General features: G+C 65.9%; 17 protein-coding genes and 1 tRNA gene. 9 read left to right on the top strand and 9 right to left on the bottom strand.

The window, feature by feature from the left end:
* Position 1 precedes the first annotated feature (1 nt).
* Both NUW81_RS10710 and NUW81_RS10715 read left to right on the top strand, forming a co-directional pair.
* Positions 2-1,255: an APC family permease gene (locus NUW81_RS10710; RefSeq protein WP_245113125.1), complete on the top strand. Its 1,254-nt coding sequence runs from the start codon at positions 2-4 to the stop codon at positions 1,253-1,255.
* A complete protein-coding gene (locus NUW81_RS10715) occupies positions 1,255-1,818 on the top strand; it encodes a GNAT family N-acetyltransferase (protein WP_245113126.1) in 564 nt (187 codons plus the stop codon). The genes NUW81_RS10710 and NUW81_RS10715 overlap by 1 nt, the downstream gene beginning before the upstream one ends.
* On the opposite strand, the gene NUW81_RS10720 is transcribed toward NUW81_RS10715, so the two are convergent.
* Positions 1,815-2,300 carry a hypothetical protein gene (locus tag NUW81_RS10720; protein WP_245113127.1) on the bottom strand — a complete coding sequence of 162 codons (486 nt, stop codon included), beginning with the start codon at positions 2,298-2,300 and terminating at the stop codon, positions 1,815-1,817. The genes NUW81_RS10715 and NUW81_RS10720 overlap by 4 nt on opposite strands.
* 115 nt (positions 2,301-2,415) lie before the next feature.
* Here NUW81_RS10720 and NUW81_RS10725 point away from each other — a divergent pair.
* A tRNA-Arg gene (locus NUW81_RS10725) sits at positions 2,416-2,492 on the top strand.
* Positions 2,493-2,560: 68 nt separating this feature from the next.
* Here the strand turns inward: NUW81_RS10725 and NUW81_RS10730 are convergent.
* The 6 genes from NUW81_RS10730 to NUW81_RS10755 all read right to left on the bottom strand — a co-directional run bounded on the left by NUW81_RS10730 (position 2,561) and on the right by NUW81_RS10755 (position 7,316).
* Positions 2,561-2,737, bottom strand: coding sequence for a hypothetical protein (locus NUW81_RS10730; protein WP_245113129.1), 177 nt, complete (start codon positions 2,735-2,737; stop codon positions 2,561-2,563).
* Between the two features lie 183 nt (positions 2,738-2,920).
* Positions 2,921-3,265: a hypothetical protein gene (locus tag NUW81_RS12040; RefSeq protein WP_312025032.1), complete on the bottom strand. Its 345-nt coding sequence runs from the start codon at positions 3,263-3,265 to the stop codon at positions 2,921-2,923.
* Positions 3,266-3,342: 77 nt separating this feature from the next.
* Positions 3,343-4,599: an N-succinylarginine dihydrolase gene (locus tag NUW81_RS10740; RefSeq protein WP_245113133.1), complete on the bottom strand. Its 1,257-nt coding sequence runs from the start codon at positions 4,597-4,599 to the stop codon at positions 3,343-3,345.
* A complete protein-coding gene (astA, locus tag NUW81_RS10745; RefSeq protein WP_245113135.1) occupies positions 4,596-5,612 on the bottom strand; it encodes an arginine N-succinyltransferase in 1,017 nt (338 codons plus the stop codon). The genes NUW81_RS10740 and astA overlap by 4 nt, the downstream gene beginning before the upstream one ends.
* Positions 5,609-6,811, bottom strand: coding sequence for a hydrolase (locus NUW81_RS10750; protein ID WP_245113788.1), 1,203 nt, complete (start codon positions 6,809-6,811; stop codon positions 5,609-5,611). The genes astA and NUW81_RS10750 overlap by 4 nt, the downstream gene beginning before the upstream one ends.
* Before the next feature lie 19 nt (positions 6,812-6,830).
* Positions 6,831-7,316 (bottom strand): RNA pyrophosphohydrolase, encoded by a 486-nt coding sequence (locus NUW81_RS10755; RefSeq protein ID WP_245113137.1) that lies wholly within the window; start codon positions 7,314-7,316, stop codon positions 6,831-6,833.
* Positions 7,317-7,399: 83 nt separating this feature from the next.
* Between NUW81_RS10755 and NUW81_RS10760 the strand changes: the two genes are divergently transcribed.
* The 6 genes from NUW81_RS10760 (at position 7,400) to NUW81_RS10785 (ending at position 14,558) form a co-directional block, all read left to right on the top strand.
* Positions 7,400-9,262, top strand: a complete 1,863-nt coding sequence (locus NUW81_RS10760) for a 2-oxoacid:acceptor oxidoreductase subunit alpha (RefSeq protein ID WP_245113140.1) — start codon at positions 7,400-7,402, stop codon at positions 9,260-9,262.
* Between the two features lie 112 nt (positions 9,263-9,374).
* The gene (locus NUW81_RS10765; RefSeq protein ID WP_245113142.1) at positions 9,375-10,385 is read left to right on the top strand and encodes a 2-oxoacid:ferredoxin oxidoreductase subunit beta; all 1,011 of its coding nucleotides are present in this window, start codon (positions 9,375-9,377) and stop codon (positions 10,383-10,385) included.
* Between the two features lie 17 nt (positions 10,386-10,402).
* Positions 10,403-11,317 carry a metal-dependent hydrolase gene (locus NUW81_RS10770; RefSeq protein ID WP_245113145.1) on the top strand — a complete coding sequence of 305 codons (915 nt, stop codon included), beginning with the start codon at positions 10,403-10,405 and terminating at the stop codon, positions 11,315-11,317.
* On the top strand, positions 11,314-12,699 hold the full coding sequence (locus NUW81_RS10775; protein WP_245113149.1) for a cryptochrome/photolyase family protein: 1,386 nt from the start codon (positions 11,314-11,316) through the stop codon (positions 12,697-12,699). The genes NUW81_RS10770 and NUW81_RS10775 overlap by 4 nt, the downstream gene beginning before the upstream one ends.
* 3 nt (positions 12,700-12,702) lie before the next feature.
* Positions 12,703-13,950, top strand: a complete 1,248-nt coding sequence (locus tag NUW81_RS10780) for an SAM-dependent methyltransferase (protein ID WP_245113151.1) — start codon at positions 12,703-12,705, stop codon at positions 13,948-13,950.
* The gene (locus NUW81_RS10785; protein ID WP_245113154.1) at positions 13,947-14,558 is read left to right on the top strand and encodes a protein-L-isoaspartate(D-aspartate) O-methyltransferase; all 612 of its coding nucleotides are present in this window, start codon (positions 13,947-13,949) and stop codon (positions 14,556-14,558) included. Before NUW81_RS10780 ends, NUW81_RS10785 begins: the two co-directional genes overlap by 4 nt.
* On the opposite strand, the gene NUW81_RS10790 is transcribed toward NUW81_RS10785, so the two are convergent.
* Both NUW81_RS10790 and purF read right to left on the bottom strand, forming a co-directional pair.
* A complete protein-coding gene (locus NUW81_RS10790) occupies positions 14,555-15,262 on the bottom strand; it encodes an SDR family NAD(P)-dependent oxidoreductase (RefSeq protein WP_245113159.1) in 708 nt (235 codons plus the stop codon). The two genes, NUW81_RS10785 and NUW81_RS10790, sit on opposite strands and share 4 nt — an antisense overlap.
* A 6-nt stretch (positions 15,263-15,268) precedes the next feature.
* Positions 15,269-16,714, bottom strand: coding sequence for an amidophosphoribosyltransferase (purF, locus tag NUW81_RS10795; protein ID WP_245113161.1), 1,446 nt, complete (start codon positions 16,712-16,714; stop codon positions 15,269-15,271).
* Between the last annotated feature and the right edge of the window lie 105 nt (positions 16,715-16,819).

Below are 16,819 nucleotides of genomic sequence, written 5' to 3' on the forward strand. Positions count from 1 at the left end.
TATGACGGGGGACAAGTATAAGCGCGACATGGGGACGTTCGGCGTCCTCTTCATCGTCGTCAACGGACTGATCGGCGCGGGCATCTTTGGCCTGCCCGAGCTTCTGCACGAGGCAGTTGGCGCCTTCGCTCCATGGCTGCTGCTGATCGGCGGACTGCTCGTGATGAGCATCGTCCTGTGCTTTGCGGAACTGACTAAGCTGACCGACCGGTCGGGTGGGCCGCAGCGCTTCGTCACCGATGCTTTCGGGCGCTTCATCGGCTTCGAGGTCGGCTGGACCTTCTATGCCGCGCGCATGCTCAGCCAGGCCGCCAACAGCGCGGTGCTGATCGCTTATGCCGCCGCCATCTGGCCAGTGCTGGGCGAGGGGGTGCCGCGGGCGGTGGCGGTGCTGGCAGTGCTCGGCGGGCTCACTGTTATCAACATCGTCGGCATTCGGCGCGTGGTCGCAGTGCTCGGCGCGATGACGCTGCTCAAGCTGGCGCCGCTCATCCTGCTGACGCTGGTTGCGCTTGTGGCCGGTGCGGCGCCGGGCGAGGTGAGCCTGCCCGAGATCGGCGCGGTCGAAGGGATTGCGCTGGCGACCCTCTATGCCTTCGTCGGCTTCGAGAACGCCACGATCCCGGCGGGCGAGACGAAGGAGCCGCGCCGCGCGATGCCGCGGGCGCTGCTCGTCGGCCTGCCGGTGGTGACGCTGATCTACTTCGCGCTGCAATGGGCCTATAGCGCCTCGCCGATCGCGGGGACGGGGCCCGAGGCACCGGTGGTCGAGCTGGCGCGGCTGCATTGGGGCGATGTCGGCGCGCTGCTTATTGCCGCGACGGTCGTGATGAGCGTGCTGGCCAACATGACGGCGGGGCACACCTCGGCCAGCCGGATGACGCCGGCGATGGCCGATGACGGCCTGCTGCCCGGCTGGTTCGGGCGGGTGTCGCGCTGGGGCACGCCCGCCAATTCGATCGCCTTCTTCGGGCTGGGCTCGGCGGCCTTCGCGCTGACCGGCAGCTTCGCGGGGCTGGCGGCGATCTCGACGCTGGCGCGGCTGCTAGCCTATATCGGCTCGATCCTCGCGCTGCCGAGATTGCGGCGGGGCGAGGGCCTGGCCGCGCTCAATCCGGTCATCGTCCTGGCAGCGCCGGTCGCGCTGGCGCTCAGCCTCTGGGCGATTTTCCAGACCAACGCACTGATGTGGCAGACGCTGGCGGGCTTCGCGGTGGCAGGGGCGCTTCTTTACCTGCTGGCAGGACGACGCTGATGGCATTCCGACACGAGACAGAACGGCTCATCCTTCGCGACTGGGAGGAAGAGGATTGCCGTGCCTTTTACGATGTAATGAACACGCCCGCGGTCATGCGTTGGCTGGGCGGTCCGCAGCCCTATGAGGATTGGGAGGCGGGCTTCCGCCGCCTGCAGGGCTATGTCCGCGACTATGGTCATTGCTTCTGGCTTGTCGAGCGCAAGGAGGATGGCGAACTGCTCGGCTTTTGCGGGCTGAAACGCGTGAATTACGAGGGCGCGCCCAACCAGGGGATGCCCGAAGTGGGCTGGCGACTTCGCGAGAGCGCGTGGGGCAAGGGCTATGCAAAGGAGGCAGCGATTGCCTCGCTAAACCTCGCCTTCGATCATTTCGGCTATGAGGTGGTCACGGCGCTGACCATGACCGGCAACGAGCCGAGCTGGCGACTGATGGAGCGGCTCGGCATGACCGAAGATCCGGACCTTGCCTATCACGACGGCAAATATAGCGATCAATACGGCCCGGCGCGGCAGTGGCTCATCACTGCCGAAGAATGGCGCGAGAGGCGCGCTGAATTCTAGTCGAGGCGGGCCTCGAGCCCGGTGATGCGCGCGCCCTGTTCGCTGTCGAGCGCGATGGCTCGCGCCAACAGGGAGTTCACGGCATCGCGGTCACGCGGGCTAGCCCAATCGTCCTCGGCGATCTGTCCGGTGGAGAGTTCGGCGGCGTCACCGATGACGCGCGCGACCTGTTCGCGTGCGCGCACGAGCAGGCCCATTTCCTCCTGCGCGGCAACCCAGCTCTCGCTGCCCTCGGCACCCGCGGTCGAGACGGCGGCAGCAGCGATCGGATATTGCGCATCGAAGGCAGCGCGGCCTTCTTCGAGCCGGGCGGCGAGCATCGCGATCTCTCCGGCAACGGTCAGCGTGCCGGGGGCGGGATCGGGCGAGCCCACGGGGAGGCGCGGGTCGATCGCTTCTGCAGGACGCGGGTCGAGGGCGGGAATGTCGCCGTCGGCACGGCAGGCCGTCAGCAAAAAGAGAGCGAAAAGGGCGATGCGCATGACGTCGGACTAGCTAGCGCAACCAAGCGAGGCAATCTTTTCCGCTTTTTCTCGAAAAGGGCAAAAAAGGTGTTGAAAGGGTCGGTCTCCCTCTCTATTGCCCCCCTCAACCCAAGCGCCCGTAGCTCAGCTGGATAGAGTACCTGACTACGAATCAGGTGGTCGGAGGTTCGAATCCTTCCGGGCGCGCCACTTATAGAGAAGGCCGCTTTCCCCATCGGGAGAGCGGCCTTTTTCTTGTCCGGTCGATGGTCAAGAGGTCAGGCGAAATGGGCCTGCATCTGTTCGACACGGTCGTTGAAGCGTGCAGCGAGCATCTCGTGTCGCTCGCGCGCCGCATTGGTCACCGCACGGGCGGCCATGAGCCGCTCCTGTGCGGCGCGGCGCTGGTAAAAACGAAGATTTGATTCGGTCTGCAGCATATCGTCCCCCGCCATGTCCCCGTATCTCCCCTTGGTGATTGGCCCGGGAGATGGTGCGACAGAATGGTAAAGCGGAGGTGAATTGCAAGGCGCGGCGCCGTGGCGCCTGATTTAGATCAAGAAATCAGGCGGTTCTTCTGCATTTGTTCTCCATTTGCGTAAAAAACTCACGCGACCGGAGTTCGTTTCGATGGCGAATCAGTGCCGGTTGGCGGCAATCGGCGCTGCGACTCGGGCGCGGCGATCGGTCGCGCGGCGGCGATGGCGGCGGCGCAGCGCGGGGCTGCGGTGCAGGCGCGCGGGCGAGCGCCACGGGCCCTGCCGGATCGCGGGAGGGGCGGGGCGGACCGCATCGAACAGCTTGGCTCCCGCAAGGAAGACAACGCCGAGGCAGGCGAGGAAGAGGAAGGTACCGAGCGCGCCCGGGAACTGCTGCGCGTAGGCCTGTCCCCGCATCACGGCGCCAAGTGCGATCGCATAGGTGATCAGCGCCGCCTCGAAGCGGGTCTTGATGGTGAACAGGCGGGCGAGCTTCTTCAGCATGGGCATAGGTTAAGCAAACGCCGTGCCAACCCAGCCGTTCCGCCAAAAAGTTCTTAACCCTTATGCTTTCCTGTCAGTTAATCCGACAGGTCGCGCGACAGGTCGAGTAGGTCGAGCATGGCCGCGCGCGCCTGGCGCACGGTGTTGACGAGCGTCTCGCTCTGCAGTTCGCGCCCGTCGATGGTCTCGGGCCAGCGCGTGGCTACGACCTTGGCCATCGCATCGAGCTTGTCGTGATCGACGAGGAAGCGCGGGTCCACGGTGTCGGGATCGCAGGCGACGCGCAGGCGCAGGCAGGCGGGACCGCCGCCATTGGCCATCGACTGGCGCACATCGACCACCTCGACGCGGCGGATCGGGCCGTTGGAGGCGAGGTGCGCCTGGAGCCACTTCCACACGCTTGGCGTGTCGCGGCATTCGGTGGGGACGACCAGTGTCTGCTCGCCCGTGGGCAGCGTCAGGAGCTGGGCATTGAAGAGATAGGAGCTGATCGCGTCGGCGAGCGGCACGTCGGCGTCGGCGACCTCGACATATTCGAGACCCGCGAAGCGGTCGCGGATGCGCGACAGCGTATCGTCCTTGTCGGCGAATGCCTTCTCGTGAGCGAAGAGGGTGCGCTCGTTGGCGACCGCGACGACGTCATTGTGGAAGGCACCGGCGGCGATGGCTTTCTCGGACTGCTGGACGAACAGCGTGCGCTCGGGGTCCAGCTTGTGAAGGCGGGCGATTGCACGGCTCGCCTCGATATGCTGGCGCGCGGGGTAGGGGCCGCCCGAGACGCCGTAGACGAAGATCTCAAGGCCCGTGTCGGCATGGCTGTCGGCGAGGCGCATGAAATTGGCCGCGCCCTCGTCACCGAAGGCGGGCGGCACGGGATCGTGTACCGCGAAAGCGTCATGCGCGAAGGCAAGCCGCAGCTGCGCGAGCGTATCGGGCCATTCGTGGCTCCGGTGCGGCATGGTCTTGAGGTTGGCGACCGTGAGGTGACAGCGGCCGTCTTCGGTGTCGGGCGCGGGGCTGACCGTCGCGGCATTGGCGGCCCACATGGACGAAGCCGACATGGCGTTGGCGGCAAGTGCGTGTGTCGTCGTCATGAAGTCGGCGCCGAGGTCGGCGAGCCAGCCGCCATTGGGACGGGGCAGCGGCATGAAGACGCCCTGGACTAGGCCAAGCTCGAGATTGGCGCGCATCTTCTCGATGCCCTGGAGCGCGGCTTCGCGGGGGCGCGACACATGGCCCGCATTTTTCGTCGAAGCGAGATTGCCGAGGCTCAGGCCCGCATAATTGTGGCTAGGGCCGATGAGGCCGTCGAAGTTGATCTCGCGCATGGTCATCGGCGGCTTACCGCAAGTACGCGGTCTCCCGGTTCGACATCGAGGGCGGCCATCGCGTCGGTATCGAGGCGCAGTTCCTCGCCTTCGAAGGCGCCGCGTGCATGGCAGCAGCGGAACGACTTGAGGCGGCCGCAGGCGACCAGCATCTGCTCGCCATGATCCTCGAGCGGATTGCCTACGACATACCAGTCGCTCTCGCGGATCGACGTGACGTTGTCGGTCTGGCCGACCATGGTGGGGCCGCCGTCGAAAATGTCGACATAATGTTCGAAGGTGAGGCCTTCCTTCTCGAGCATGCGCATCGCGGCGCGGCCCGAGGGGTGGGGCTGGCCGATGACGGCCCGCGCGGGCTCGGGGAGGAGGTTCACGTAGATCGGCGTCTTGGGAAAGAGGTCGGCGATGAACTGGGTGCCGTGGATGGCGTTGAAGCCGTCGGCCTCTGGGAAGGACATGCCGAAGAAACGACCGCCGATCGCGTCCCAGAAGTGCGAGTGACCGCCTTCGTCGATCACGCCGCGAAGCTCGGCGAGGATCTTGTCGCCGAAGCGGGGGCGGTGCTGCTTGATGAAGAGGTAGCGCGAGCGGGCGAGGAGGAGGCCGAGGCCGCCGGCGCGTGCCGCGGGGTGGAGAAACAGTCCGCCGACTTCGCTGGCGCCTTCGAGATCGGTGCAGAGCGACAGGAGCTGGTTGCGGAAGATGCGATCCAGCTCGGTCGATTTCTGCGTGATGGTCGACAGGCGGTAGCTGTAGAAGGGCTGCTCGGTGCCGACCTTGCCGAAGACCTGGCAGGTGCCGCGGATGGCGCCGGTGCCGACTTCCTCGAGCATGAAGATGTATAGGTCATCGGACGGGCTCTCGCCCTCGCGCTCGAAGCTGGCGTCGGAGCGCTCGAGGCGCGAGCCCAGCGTGTCGCGATCGGCGGGTAGGTTGGTGAAGCCCCCGCCGGTCAGTTTCGACAGGTCGTAGAGCGCGTCGAGATCGTCGACGCTGGCAGCACGCAGGACGTAGGTCATGAGGTTATCAGTCTCGCAATCGAAAGGGCCGAGAGCGCGGCGCGTTCGCCGATACTCTCGACAATGAGGAATTCGTCGGGGCTGTGGATGGCGCCGCCGCGCACGCCCATCGTGTCTACCACGGGCACGCCGGTGGCAGCGATATTGTTGCCGTCGCACACGCCGCCGGTGGCCTTCCATCCGATCTCGAGGTCGAGGTCGGCGCCGGCCTTTTTGACGAGGCCGAACAGTTCTTCCATCGGCGGGGTCATCGGCTTGGGCGGGCGACCGAAGCCGCCGTGGACGTGGAAAGTGACCTCATGGGCCTGCGCGATCGCCTCGACATGGCGGGCGACGAGTTGCTCGGCGCGGGCCTGGTCCTCGAGGGTCGTGCAGCGGAAGTTGACGCGCAGGATGGCGAGGTCCGGAACGACATTGTTGGGACCGCCGCCGTCGATCTTGGCGGGGTTTACCGTCAGCGTGTCGTCCATCTCGGCCTTGAGGCGCAGCGCGAGGTCGGCGGCGGCGACGAGCGCGTTGCGGCCGTCGCGCGGGTTGCGGCCGGCGTGGGCCGACTTGCCGTGGAGGGTGATGGAATAGTTGCCCGAACCGGCGCGGGCGCCTGCGAGCGTGCCATCGGGCAGCGCGGAAGGTTCGTAGGTGAAAGCGGCGCGCTTGCCCGCGGCGGCTGCCCGCAAAAGCGGTTGCGAGGAGGGCGACCCGATTTCCTCGTCCGAATTGATGACGACCTCATAGCCGAAGCGCTCGGCGAGGGGGCTGGCCTCGAGCGCTTTCAGCGCGGCGAGCATGACGGCGATGCCGCCCTTCATGTCGGTGATGCCGGGGCCGTTGAGGATCTTGCCGTCCTCGAGCCATTTCAGCTCCTGGAAGGGGTGATCGACGGGGAAGACCGTGTCCATGTGGCCGGTAAAAAGCAGCTGGACGGGAGCATCGGGGCGGACCGTCAGGTGGAGGTGTTTGCCGTGATCGAGGGCGATTTCCCTACCGGAGGCGTCGACGGCGGTGACGGGGGCGGGCTCGACCATCTCGATGTCGCCGGGAAGGGCGGCGAAGGCGGTAGCCAGTTCGCCCGCGACCTTGGCCAGGCCTTCGAGATTGCGGCTGCCCGAATTGATCCGGCCCCACGTTTTCGTCTGCGCGAACGCCTCGTCATGGCCCGCGCGGGCGGCCTCGACGATGGCCAGTTCCTGTTTCGACATGCTCCCCATGGCGAGCCTCCTAGCGCGGGCCGATCCAACCCGCAAATCCCGCGAGGATGTCGCGGTACATGTCGCGCTTGAACGGCACGATGAGGTCGGGAAGAAGGTGTGGCTCGGCCCACTGCCAATGCGAGAATTCGGGGTGCTCGGTCTCGATGTTCACATGGGCATCTTCGCCGGTGAAGCGCATGAGATACCAGTGCTGGCGCTGGCCGATCCAGCGGCCGCCCCACAGCTTGCCGCGCAGCCCTTCGGGCAGGTCGTAACGCAGCTCGAGGCGGGGGCTGCCCTCGATACGGTGGACGAGGTCGGAGGATACGCCGGTCTCCTCCTCGAGCTCGCGCAGCGCGCCCTGCCAGCTGTCCTCGCCCGGATCCACGCCGCCCTGCGGCATCTGCCACGCCTCGTCGACATTATCGAGGCGGCGACCGATCCAGACATGGCCGTGTCCGTTGAGGAGCATGACACCCGCGCCGAAACGGTATCGGTCGTCGTCGTGGCTCATGCTATTCTCTCCCGTCAAAACACTGGATAAGCGGTGCCCGTATCCTTAAGGGCTGCCCTACAGGCAATGATGGACGAGTGACAATGGTATCAGCGACCCACGAACTGACCCCCGCCGAGGCAGCCGAAGCGGACAAGGCGGAAGCCGTCGTCGTGCGCTTCGCCGGCGACAGCGGCGACGGGATGCAGCTCACTGGCGGGCAGTTCACGCTGTCGACCGCGTTGGCGGGCAACGACCTTGCCACCTTCCCCGATTTTCCCGCCGAAATCCGCGCCCCGCAGGGCACGACCTTCGGCGTTTCGGCCTTCCAGATCAACTTCGGTTCGGCGGCGATCGAGACGGCGGGCGATGCGCCCGACGTGCTGGTCGCGATGAACCCGGCGGCATTGAAGGTAAATGTCGCGGCCTTGAAGGAGGGCGGGCTGATCATCGCCGATACGGGCGAGTTTTCGGCGCGCAACCTTGCCAAGGCAGGTTACGAGGAAAACCCGCTCGAGAATGACAGCCTGGCCAAATACAAGGTGCTGGCCTTCGACATTTCGGCGCGCACGCTGGAGTCGGTGAAGGAGTTCGGCCTCTCGAACAAGGAAGCGCTGCGTTCCAAGAACATGTGGACGCTCGGCCTTGCGCTGTGGATGTTCGACCGCGACCGCCAGCCGGTGATCGACTGGCTCAAGCAGAAGTTCGCCAAGAAGCCCGAGATCGCCGAGGCGAATATCGCCGCGCTCAACGCCGGCCACGTCTATGGCGAAACCGCCGAGATCGGCGGGCAGGTGCGCCAGCATCATGTCGATCCGGCACCCGCCGAGCCGGGGCTCTATCGCACCGTAACGGGCGCCGAGAGCCTGTCGGTCGGTCTCGTCGCGGGCGCGCAGCTTGCCGGACTGTCGATGTTTTTCGGCTCCTATCCGATTACGCCGGCCTCGCCGATCCTGCACCACCTGTCGCGCCTGAAGCAGTTCGGGATCACGACCTTCCAGGCCGAAGACGAGATCGCGGCCATCTGTTCGGCCATCGGCGCGAGCTATGCGGGTAGCCTCGGGGTGACCTCCTCGTCGGGGCCCGGCATCGCATTGAAGGGCGAGGCGATCGGCCTTGCGGTCATTACCGAGCTGCCGCTGGTCATCGTCAATTCACAGCGCGGCGGTCCTTCGACCGGCCTGCCGACCAAGACCGAGCAGTCGGACCTCTATCAGGCGGTCTATGGCCGCAACGGCGATGCGCCGATCCCCGTGGTCGCCGCGCGCTCGCCCGCCGATGCCTATGAATGCGCCATCGAGGCGGTGCGGATCGCGGTGCAGTACATGACCCCCGTGATGCTACTGACCGACGGCTATATCGCCAATGCCGCCGAGCCGTGGAAGGTGCCGGACGCGAGCGAACACGAGTCGTTCGCGGTCTCCTTCGCCAAGGAAGGCGCGCAGCCCTACGAGCGCGACGAGAAGGGCGCGCGTCCGTGGATCAAGCCGGGAACGCCGGGGCTCGAGCATCGCATCGGCGGGATCGAGAAGGCGCCGGTGACGGGGCACATCTCTTACGCGCCCGAGCACCATGCGCAGATGACCGAAGAGCGTTTCGCCAAGGTGCGCAATGTCGCCGAGACGATCCCCGAGCAGGACGTCTGCCTCGGCGAGACGTCGGGCAAGCTGGCGATCGTCGGCTGGGGCTCGACCTTCGGGCCGATCCACCAAGCGGTGCGCAGGTCGCGCAAGAAGGGCATGGATGTGAGCCATATCCACATCCGCCACATCGCGCCCTTCCCGAAGAACCTCGGCGAGCTCCTCAAGGGCTATGACAAGATCATCGTGCCCGAGATGAATGCAGGGCAGTTGAAGACCATGCTGCGCGACCAGTTCCTCGTCGACGCGCGGCCGATGAACAAGATCGCGGGCCAACCTTTCATGATCGCCGAGATCGAGGCCGCGATTGCCGAGGCGCTGGCATGACACAGCCCGAGGACATGAAGCCGATGAACGCCTGGCCGCTCATCATCATGCTTCTTGTGGTGGGTTATATCGTGGGCGCCGTGAACGGCTGGTGGTAAGAACGGAAATCAAGATGAACGAACAGACCAAACTCACCGCCAAGGACTGGGCGTCCGAACAGGAAGTGCGCTGGTGCCCGGGTTGTGGCGACTATGCGATCCTGAAAGCCGTGCAGCGCACGCTGCCCGAACTCGGCTCGGACCCCGCCAACACCGTCTTCGTCTCGGGCATCGGCTGCTCCAGCCGCTTTCCCTATTATATGGCGAGCTACGGCTTCCACACGATCCACGGGCGCGCCTGTGCGGTGGCAACGGGCGTGAAGCTCGCCAACCCCGAGCTCGATGTGTGGATCATCACGGGTGACGGCGATGCGCTGAGCATCGGCGGCAATCACACGATGCACCTGTTGCGTCGCAACCTCGATTGCCAGCTGCTCCTCTTCAACAACGAAATCTATGGCCTCACCAAGGGGCAATATTCGCCGACCAGCCGGATCGGCACGCGCAGCCCCTCGACGCCTTTCGGCTCGGTCGACCGGCCCGCGCTGCCCGCCAGCTTCGCGCTCGGCGCCGGCGCGCGCTTCGTGGCGCGCGGCATCGACGTGAACAAGAAGCTGCCCGACGTCCTCAAGGCCGCGCACGCGCACAAGGGCGCCGCGTTTGTCGAGATCTACCAGAATTGCATCGTCTATAACGATGACGTCTTCGCCCCCTTCACCGACCGCAAGGTCGCAGGTGAGAAGCAGCTGTGGCTCGAGAAGGGCGAGAAGATGCTGTTCGCGGGCGGCGAGAAGGGCATTGCCTTCGATGCCGACACCAAGACGCTCAAGGTGGTCGCGGGCGACAGCGAGGAGGTGCTGGTCCACGATCCGGCCAATCGTGCGCTGGCGCTGCTGCTCGCCGAGATGCCCGCCGATATCTTCCCCGTCGCGCTCGGCGTGCTCTACGAGGACCCTGCGCCGACCTATGAAAGCGCGGTCGTCGAGCAGAACAAAGCAGTCGCCGAAGGGAAGACCGCGGACCTGCAGGCGCTGCTCAACCAGGGCCAGACGTGGCAGGTGACGAAGGAACCCCGCGTCGAATAGCCCCGTTGCGCTAGGCAATGGACAATATCACGCACAGCCTCGCTGGCGCGCTGCTCGGCCAGATGGGGCTGAAGCGGCTGACCCCGCGCGCCATGCCGACGCTGATCATCGCGGCGAACCTGCCAGATATCGACGCGGTGGCGGTGCTGATGGGCCCCGAGCATCTCGCCATCAGGCGCGGGATCACGCACGGGCCGATCGCCATGCTCGTGCTGCCCCTGCTGCTGACGCTGGCGGTATGGGCGTGGGATCGTTGGCGACCGGGCAAGGAGCGGGTGAAGCCCTTCTGGCTGTTCGTCTGCGCGCTGGCGGGGACATTGTCGCATCCCGCCCTCGACTGGCTCAATGTCTACGGGATCCGTTGGCTGGAGCCCTTTTCAGAGCGCTGGTTCTATGGCGATACGCTCTTCATCATCGACCTGTGGGTCTGGGCGATCCTCGCTTTCGGTGTCTGGGTGTCGCGCTCTATCGAGAAGCGCGGCGGGCAGCTGTTTCATCGCCCTGCCTGGCTGATGTTCATCCTCGTATCGCTCTATGTCGCCGGAAACGGCTGGATCACGGGGCAGGCCGAACGGCAGGGGCGCGAGCTTGTCGGCAAGCAGTGGCGGATCGAGCCCGGCAGTGCGGTGGCCGCGCCGGTGCCGATCAAGTTCTGGAGGCGCGAGATCATCTGGCGAGGCGGCGGGCTCTACGGCTTTGGCGACTATCGCTGGCCGACGGGCGTGCTCTTGTCGGGGCGGCCGCAATTCGTCGGTCTCGATCATCCGCTGCTCGAAGCCGCGCGCGGGCGTAGCGATGTCGAAGCCTATCTCTTCTGGTCGCGCATGCCGGTGGTGATCGAGCGCGACGGGCGCGTCCTGCTCGCCGACCAGCGTTTCCTCGACCCCCGCGTGTCCGACAGTTTCACCATCGACCTCGGAGCCGCAGAATGAGCAAGGCACCTGTCATCCTGTGGTTTCGTCGCGACCTCCGCCTGTCCGACCAGGCGGCGCTCGCCGCAGCCGCAGACGAAGGGCCGGTCGTGCCGGTCTTCGTGCTCGATGACGAGACGCCGGGAGACCGCAAGCTGGGGGGCGCCTCGCGCTGGTGGCTTCATCGCAGCCTCGAGGCGCTGGCGAGGAGCCTCGAGGAGAAAGGCTCTCGGATGGTCCTCCAGCGCGGGCGGGTCGACCATGTCATCCCGCAGCTGTGCGAGGAGGTGGGGGCGGCGCGCGTCCATGCCATCCGACATTACGAACCGTGGTGGAAGGAGGCCGAGGACCGTATCGCCGACCAGGTAGAATTGTGCCTTCATGATGGAAACTATCTCGAGCCGCCGGGGGCGGTGACGACGGGGTCGGGCGATCCCTACAAGATTTTCACGCCCTTCTGGCGCGCCTTGAAGGAGCGCATGCCGCCTGACGAGCCGAGCCCGCGGCCGCGCAACATCGACGCGCCGGACAGGTGGCCGGAGAGCGAGGCGCTTGGCGACTGGGGCCTGCTGCCGTCAAATCCCAACTGGGCGACTGCGATGGAGGAGGAATGGGAGCCCGGCGAGGAAGGCGCGCTGAAGCGGCTGCGCGCCTTCGAGGATGCGGCCTCCCACTACGAGGGGCAACGCAACTGTCCGTCGGTGGAGGGCACCTCGAAGCTCAGCCCGCACCTCCATTGGGGCGAAATCTCGCCGGCGCGTGTCTATGACCGGGTCAAGGACGCTGGCGGGTCGGTCGGCACGTTCCTGTCGGAGCTCGGCTGGCGCGATTTCTCGCAGAATGTCATTCACCAGTTCCCCGATTATCCCGAGAAGAGCTATCGGGATTACGACGATTTCGAATGGCGCGATTTCCGCTCATCGACCGCGCGCAATGACTTCGAGGCGTGGAAAGAAGGGCGTACCGGCTATCCGATCGTCGATGCAGGAATGCGGCAATTGTGGGCAATCGGATGGATCCACAACCGCGTGCGCATGATCGTCGCGAGTTTCCTCGTCAAACACCTGCTGATCGACTGGCGCGAGGGCGAGCGCTGGTTCTGGGACACGCTGGTCGACGCCGACTACGGCTCGAACGGGACCAACTGGCAGTGGATCTCGGGCTCGGGCGTCGACAGCAACATGTTCGTGCGCATCATGGCGCCGCTGTCGCAGTCGGAGAAATTCGATGCTGGCGACTTTATCCGCCAGTGGGTGCCCGAGCTCGGCGATGTGCCCGACAAGGCGATCCACGACCCGCATGAGGCGGGATGTGCGCCTTCGGACTATGCGGACAAGCTGATCGGGCATAAGGAGGCTCGCGAGCGGGCCCTTGCGGCCTACAGGGAAATGAAGTCGGGATAGGATATGGCGAGCCGGGGCGACCATCTTTTCAAGGGCGACAAGGCCTTTGCGACGGGCGATGGGTGGCTGGCGCGGCTGGTGGCACCTGCCTTCAAGCCGGTGATCGACAAGCTGGACGCGCGGCTCGAGCGCGGCGGTATCCACGGTATCCTGCCCGACGGGACGCGGCGCGAGGTCGGCTTCAATGCGCCTGGCCATGTCGCGACGGTCCACCTCCAGAGTTACATGGCGCTGGTGCGGCTCGCGCTGGCGGGCTCGGTCGGTTGGTACAAGGCGTGGGAAAAGCGCGAGTGGACCTCGCCTGACCCTGTGCCGCTTTGCGCGCTCTTCATGGACAATGCGCTGAGCCTCGGCGACACGGCGCGCGCGAAGGGCCCGCTTCGCTGGGTCAACGCGCTGGCGCATCGCCTCCGCGACAATGGCCTCGTCAAGGCGCGCGAGAATATCGCGGCGCATTACGACCTCGGCAACGACTTCTACAGCCCGTGGCTCGACCCGACGATGAGCTACTCGTCAGCGATTTTCGAGGAGGGCGACGATCTCGAAACGGCGCAGCGGCGCAAGGTCGACGCGCTGCTCGACCGGCTCGACCTGAAGGAAGGCGACCGGTTGCTCGAGATCGGCTGCGGCTGGGGCAGCCTCGCCATCGCGGCGGCGCAGCGCGGCGCGAGCGTTGTCGGCCTGACCCTGTCGATCGAGCAGAAGGCGTGGGCCGAGGAGAAGATTGCCGAGGCCGGGCTGTCGGACCGGATCGAGATCCGACTGCAGGACTATCGCGAGTGCGACGAGCGCTTCGATGCGATCGCGTCGGTCGAGATGGTCGAGGCGGTGGGCGAGCGCTGGTGGCCGGCCTATCTCGACTGTATCCACCGCAACCTCGCTCCCGGCGGCAAGGCGGCGCTGCAATTCATCTCGATCGATCACCGGCTATTTCCCGCCTATCGCGAGAGCGCGGACTTCATCCAAGCCTATATCTTCCCGGGGGGCATGCTGCTTGACGAGCCGGCCTTCAAAACGCTGGCGGCGGAACGCGGGATGCGCTGGGAGGATCGCCACGGCTTCGGGGTCGATTATGCCGAGACGCTCAAGATCTGGCGCGAACGCTATGATGCGGCGGTGGCGAAGGGGCAGCTCGAGGGCTTTTCGCCGCGCTTCCACGACCTGTGGCGGTTTTACCTGATGTATTGCGAGGGCGGTTTTCGCGGGCGCGGCATCGATGTCGCGCAAGTGACACTTCGTCGCGAGGGATGAGCGGGGCCGACCATGGGCGGCGTCTCATGGTCGAGCAGTTGCGCGCGCGGAAAATCCGCGACGAGCGGGTCCTCGACGCAATGGCTGCGGTGCGCCGCGAGGACTTTTTCGAAGGCGCCGATCCCTATGCCGATGCCGCGCGGGCCATCGGCGAGGGACAGACGATCTCCCAGCCCTATGTCGTCGCCCTGATGCTCGAGGCGCTTTCGCTGCGCCCCTCAGACCGGTTGCTCGAAGTCGGCGCGGGGTCGGGATATGCGGCCGCGGTGGCCAGCGAACTGGTCGCGCGGGTCGATGCGATCGAACGGATCGGAACACTCGCGGACAGAGCGCGAAAGCGGCTCGAAGGCCGGCGCCATGTCCATGTCCATCATACCGATGGCAGCGAGGGCTGGCCGCAGGCAGCGCCTTATGACGCCATCCTCGTGTCGGCGGCGGGTGCGCGCGTGCCTCCAGCGCTGCTCGAGCAGCTGGCGGACGGGGGGCGCCTCGTCATGCCGGTAGGGCCCGCCGCGGTCCAACAGCTCACGCTCGTCACCCGCGATGGCGACAAGCTTCGCGAACAGGGCCTTGGCGGGGTGCGGTTCGTGCCGCTGATCAGCGGTTAGTCGACGCGGAAGGTCTCGCCGGTGGGGGCATCCGACTTGAGGCGCTCGACGAGGGCGTCGGCGACGACCTGCGGGTCCTTCACCTCTTCGGGGTTTTCGCCTGGGAAGGCGCGGGCGCGCATAGTGGTGCGGGTGGCGCCGGGATCCATGACATGGACGCGGATCTTGCCCGGATTTTCATTCTCGTCCGCATAGGATTTCAAGAGCGTGTCGAAGGCGGCCTTGCTGGCTCCGTAGGCACCCCAATAAGCGCGGGGTTGCGCGCCGACCGAGGAAGTGATGCCGACGACCTCGGCTTTGTCGGCCTTCACCAGCATGGCGTGGAAGGCGGCGATCAGCGCCTGGTTTGCGAGCGTGTTGAGGCTCATCACGCGGACGAATTCGTTGCCGTCGATCGCCTGCACGCTCGTCAGGGTGCCGAGCGTCGCGGCGTTGAGGACGAGGATGTCGAGCGCGTCCCAGCGGCTGGCGATGGCCTGGCCGAGCTTGCCGATATTGCCGTTTTCAAGGAGGTCCATCGGGGCGATGGTGGCGCTGCCGCCGGCGGCGTGGATGCGCTCCTCGACCTTTTCCAGTGCCTCGGCGTCGCGGGCGACGAGGATGACATGGGCGCCGTGGGCGGCGAGGGTCTCGGCAATGGCCGCGCCGATGCCGCGGCTCGCGCCGGTGACGAGCGCGGTCTTGTTTTCGAAAATCTTGTTCATGATGTCCTAGTCGGCGTCGACGAGATCGAGCTGCTCGGGCTCCTCGCGGTCGCGGTCGGTGAGGGTGGTGGGATAATCGCCCGAGAAGCAGGCGTCGCAGCGCTGCGGGTGGGCGGCGTCGCGATGGTCGCCGAGGGCGTTGTAGAGCCCCTCGAGGCTGATGAAGGCGAGGCTGTCGGCGTGGATGTGCCCGGCCATCGCCTCGACGTCCATCTGCGCGGCGAGAAGCTTCTCGCGGCGCGGCGTGTCGACGCCGTAGAAACAGCTGAAGCGGGTCGGCGGGGAGGCGATACGCATGTGCACCTCGGCAGCGCCCGCATCGCGCATCATCTGCACGATCTTGAGGCTGGTCGTGCCGCGAACGATGCTGTCGTCGATAAGGACGACACGCTTGCCCTCGATGAGCGCGCTGTTGGCATTGTGCTTCAGCTTGACGCCGAGATGCCGGACGCCGTCGGAGGGCTGGATGAAGGTGCGGCCGACATAATGCGAGCGGATGATGCCGAGCTCGAAGGGGATGTCGGCGGCTTGGCTGTAACCGATGGCGGCAGGGACGCCGCTGTCGGGCACGGGAACGACGAGATCGGCCTCGACGGGGGCCTCGCGCGCCAGTTCGGCACCGATCGCCTTGCGGGTGTGATAGACGCTGGTGCCCTCGATGATGCTGTCGGGGCGCGAGAAATAGACATGTTCGAAGATGCAGGGGCGGGGCTTCTGCTCTTCGAAAGGACGAAAGCTCTGGAGGCCATCGTCATTGACGACGATGAGCTCGCCCGGTTCGACATCACGGATATATCGGGCGCCAATGACGTCGAAGGCGACGCTTTCGGAAGCGAAGACGTAAGCGTCGTTATACTTGCCCATGACGAGCGGGCGCACGCCAAGCGGGTCGCGGCAGGCAATCAGGCCGTCGGGCAGGAGGCAGACGAGGCTGTAGGCGCCTTCGACCTTCTTGAGCGCCTTCTTGAGACGCTTGACCGCGGTCGGCTTGGTCGAGGTGGCGACGAGGTGGATGATGACCTCGGTGTCGCTGGTCGACTGGAAGATCGAGCCGCGCTGGATGAGATGATCGCGCAGCGTCATCGCATTCGACAGGTTGCCGTTATGGGCAACCGCGAAGCCGCCGGTGGCGAGGTCGGCGAACAGAGGCTGGACGTTGCGCAGCGCGGTCTCGCCGGTGGTCGAATAGCGGACATGACCGATGGCGGCATTACCCGAGAGTTTGCGGATGATGTCGTCACGGTCGAAATTGCCGGCGACATGGCCCATTGCGCGGTGGGCATGGAAATTGTGGCCGTCATGGCTGACGATGCCGGCGGCTTCCTGGCCGCGATGCTGGAGGGCGTGGAGCCCGAGCGCTACGACCGACGAGGCGCCGTCCGCCCCCCAGACGCCAAATACGCCGCACTCTTCCCGAAGCTTGTCGTCGTCAAATGGATGCGTCGTCAGCATGTCTTGCGAATCCTCTCCCGCCCCTCGGACCCCGCATATAGAAAGGTGGAATGCGTTTGTCTCCCTCCCGTCATGACGGAGCCAGGGACTGTGCCCGGGCATTGA

It is taken from the genome of Sphingomicrobium aestuariivivum (assembly GCF_024721585.1).
Lineage (GTDB): Bacteria > Pseudomonadota > Alphaproteobacteria > Sphingomonadales > Sphingomonadaceae > Sphingomicrobium > Sphingomicrobium aestuariivivum.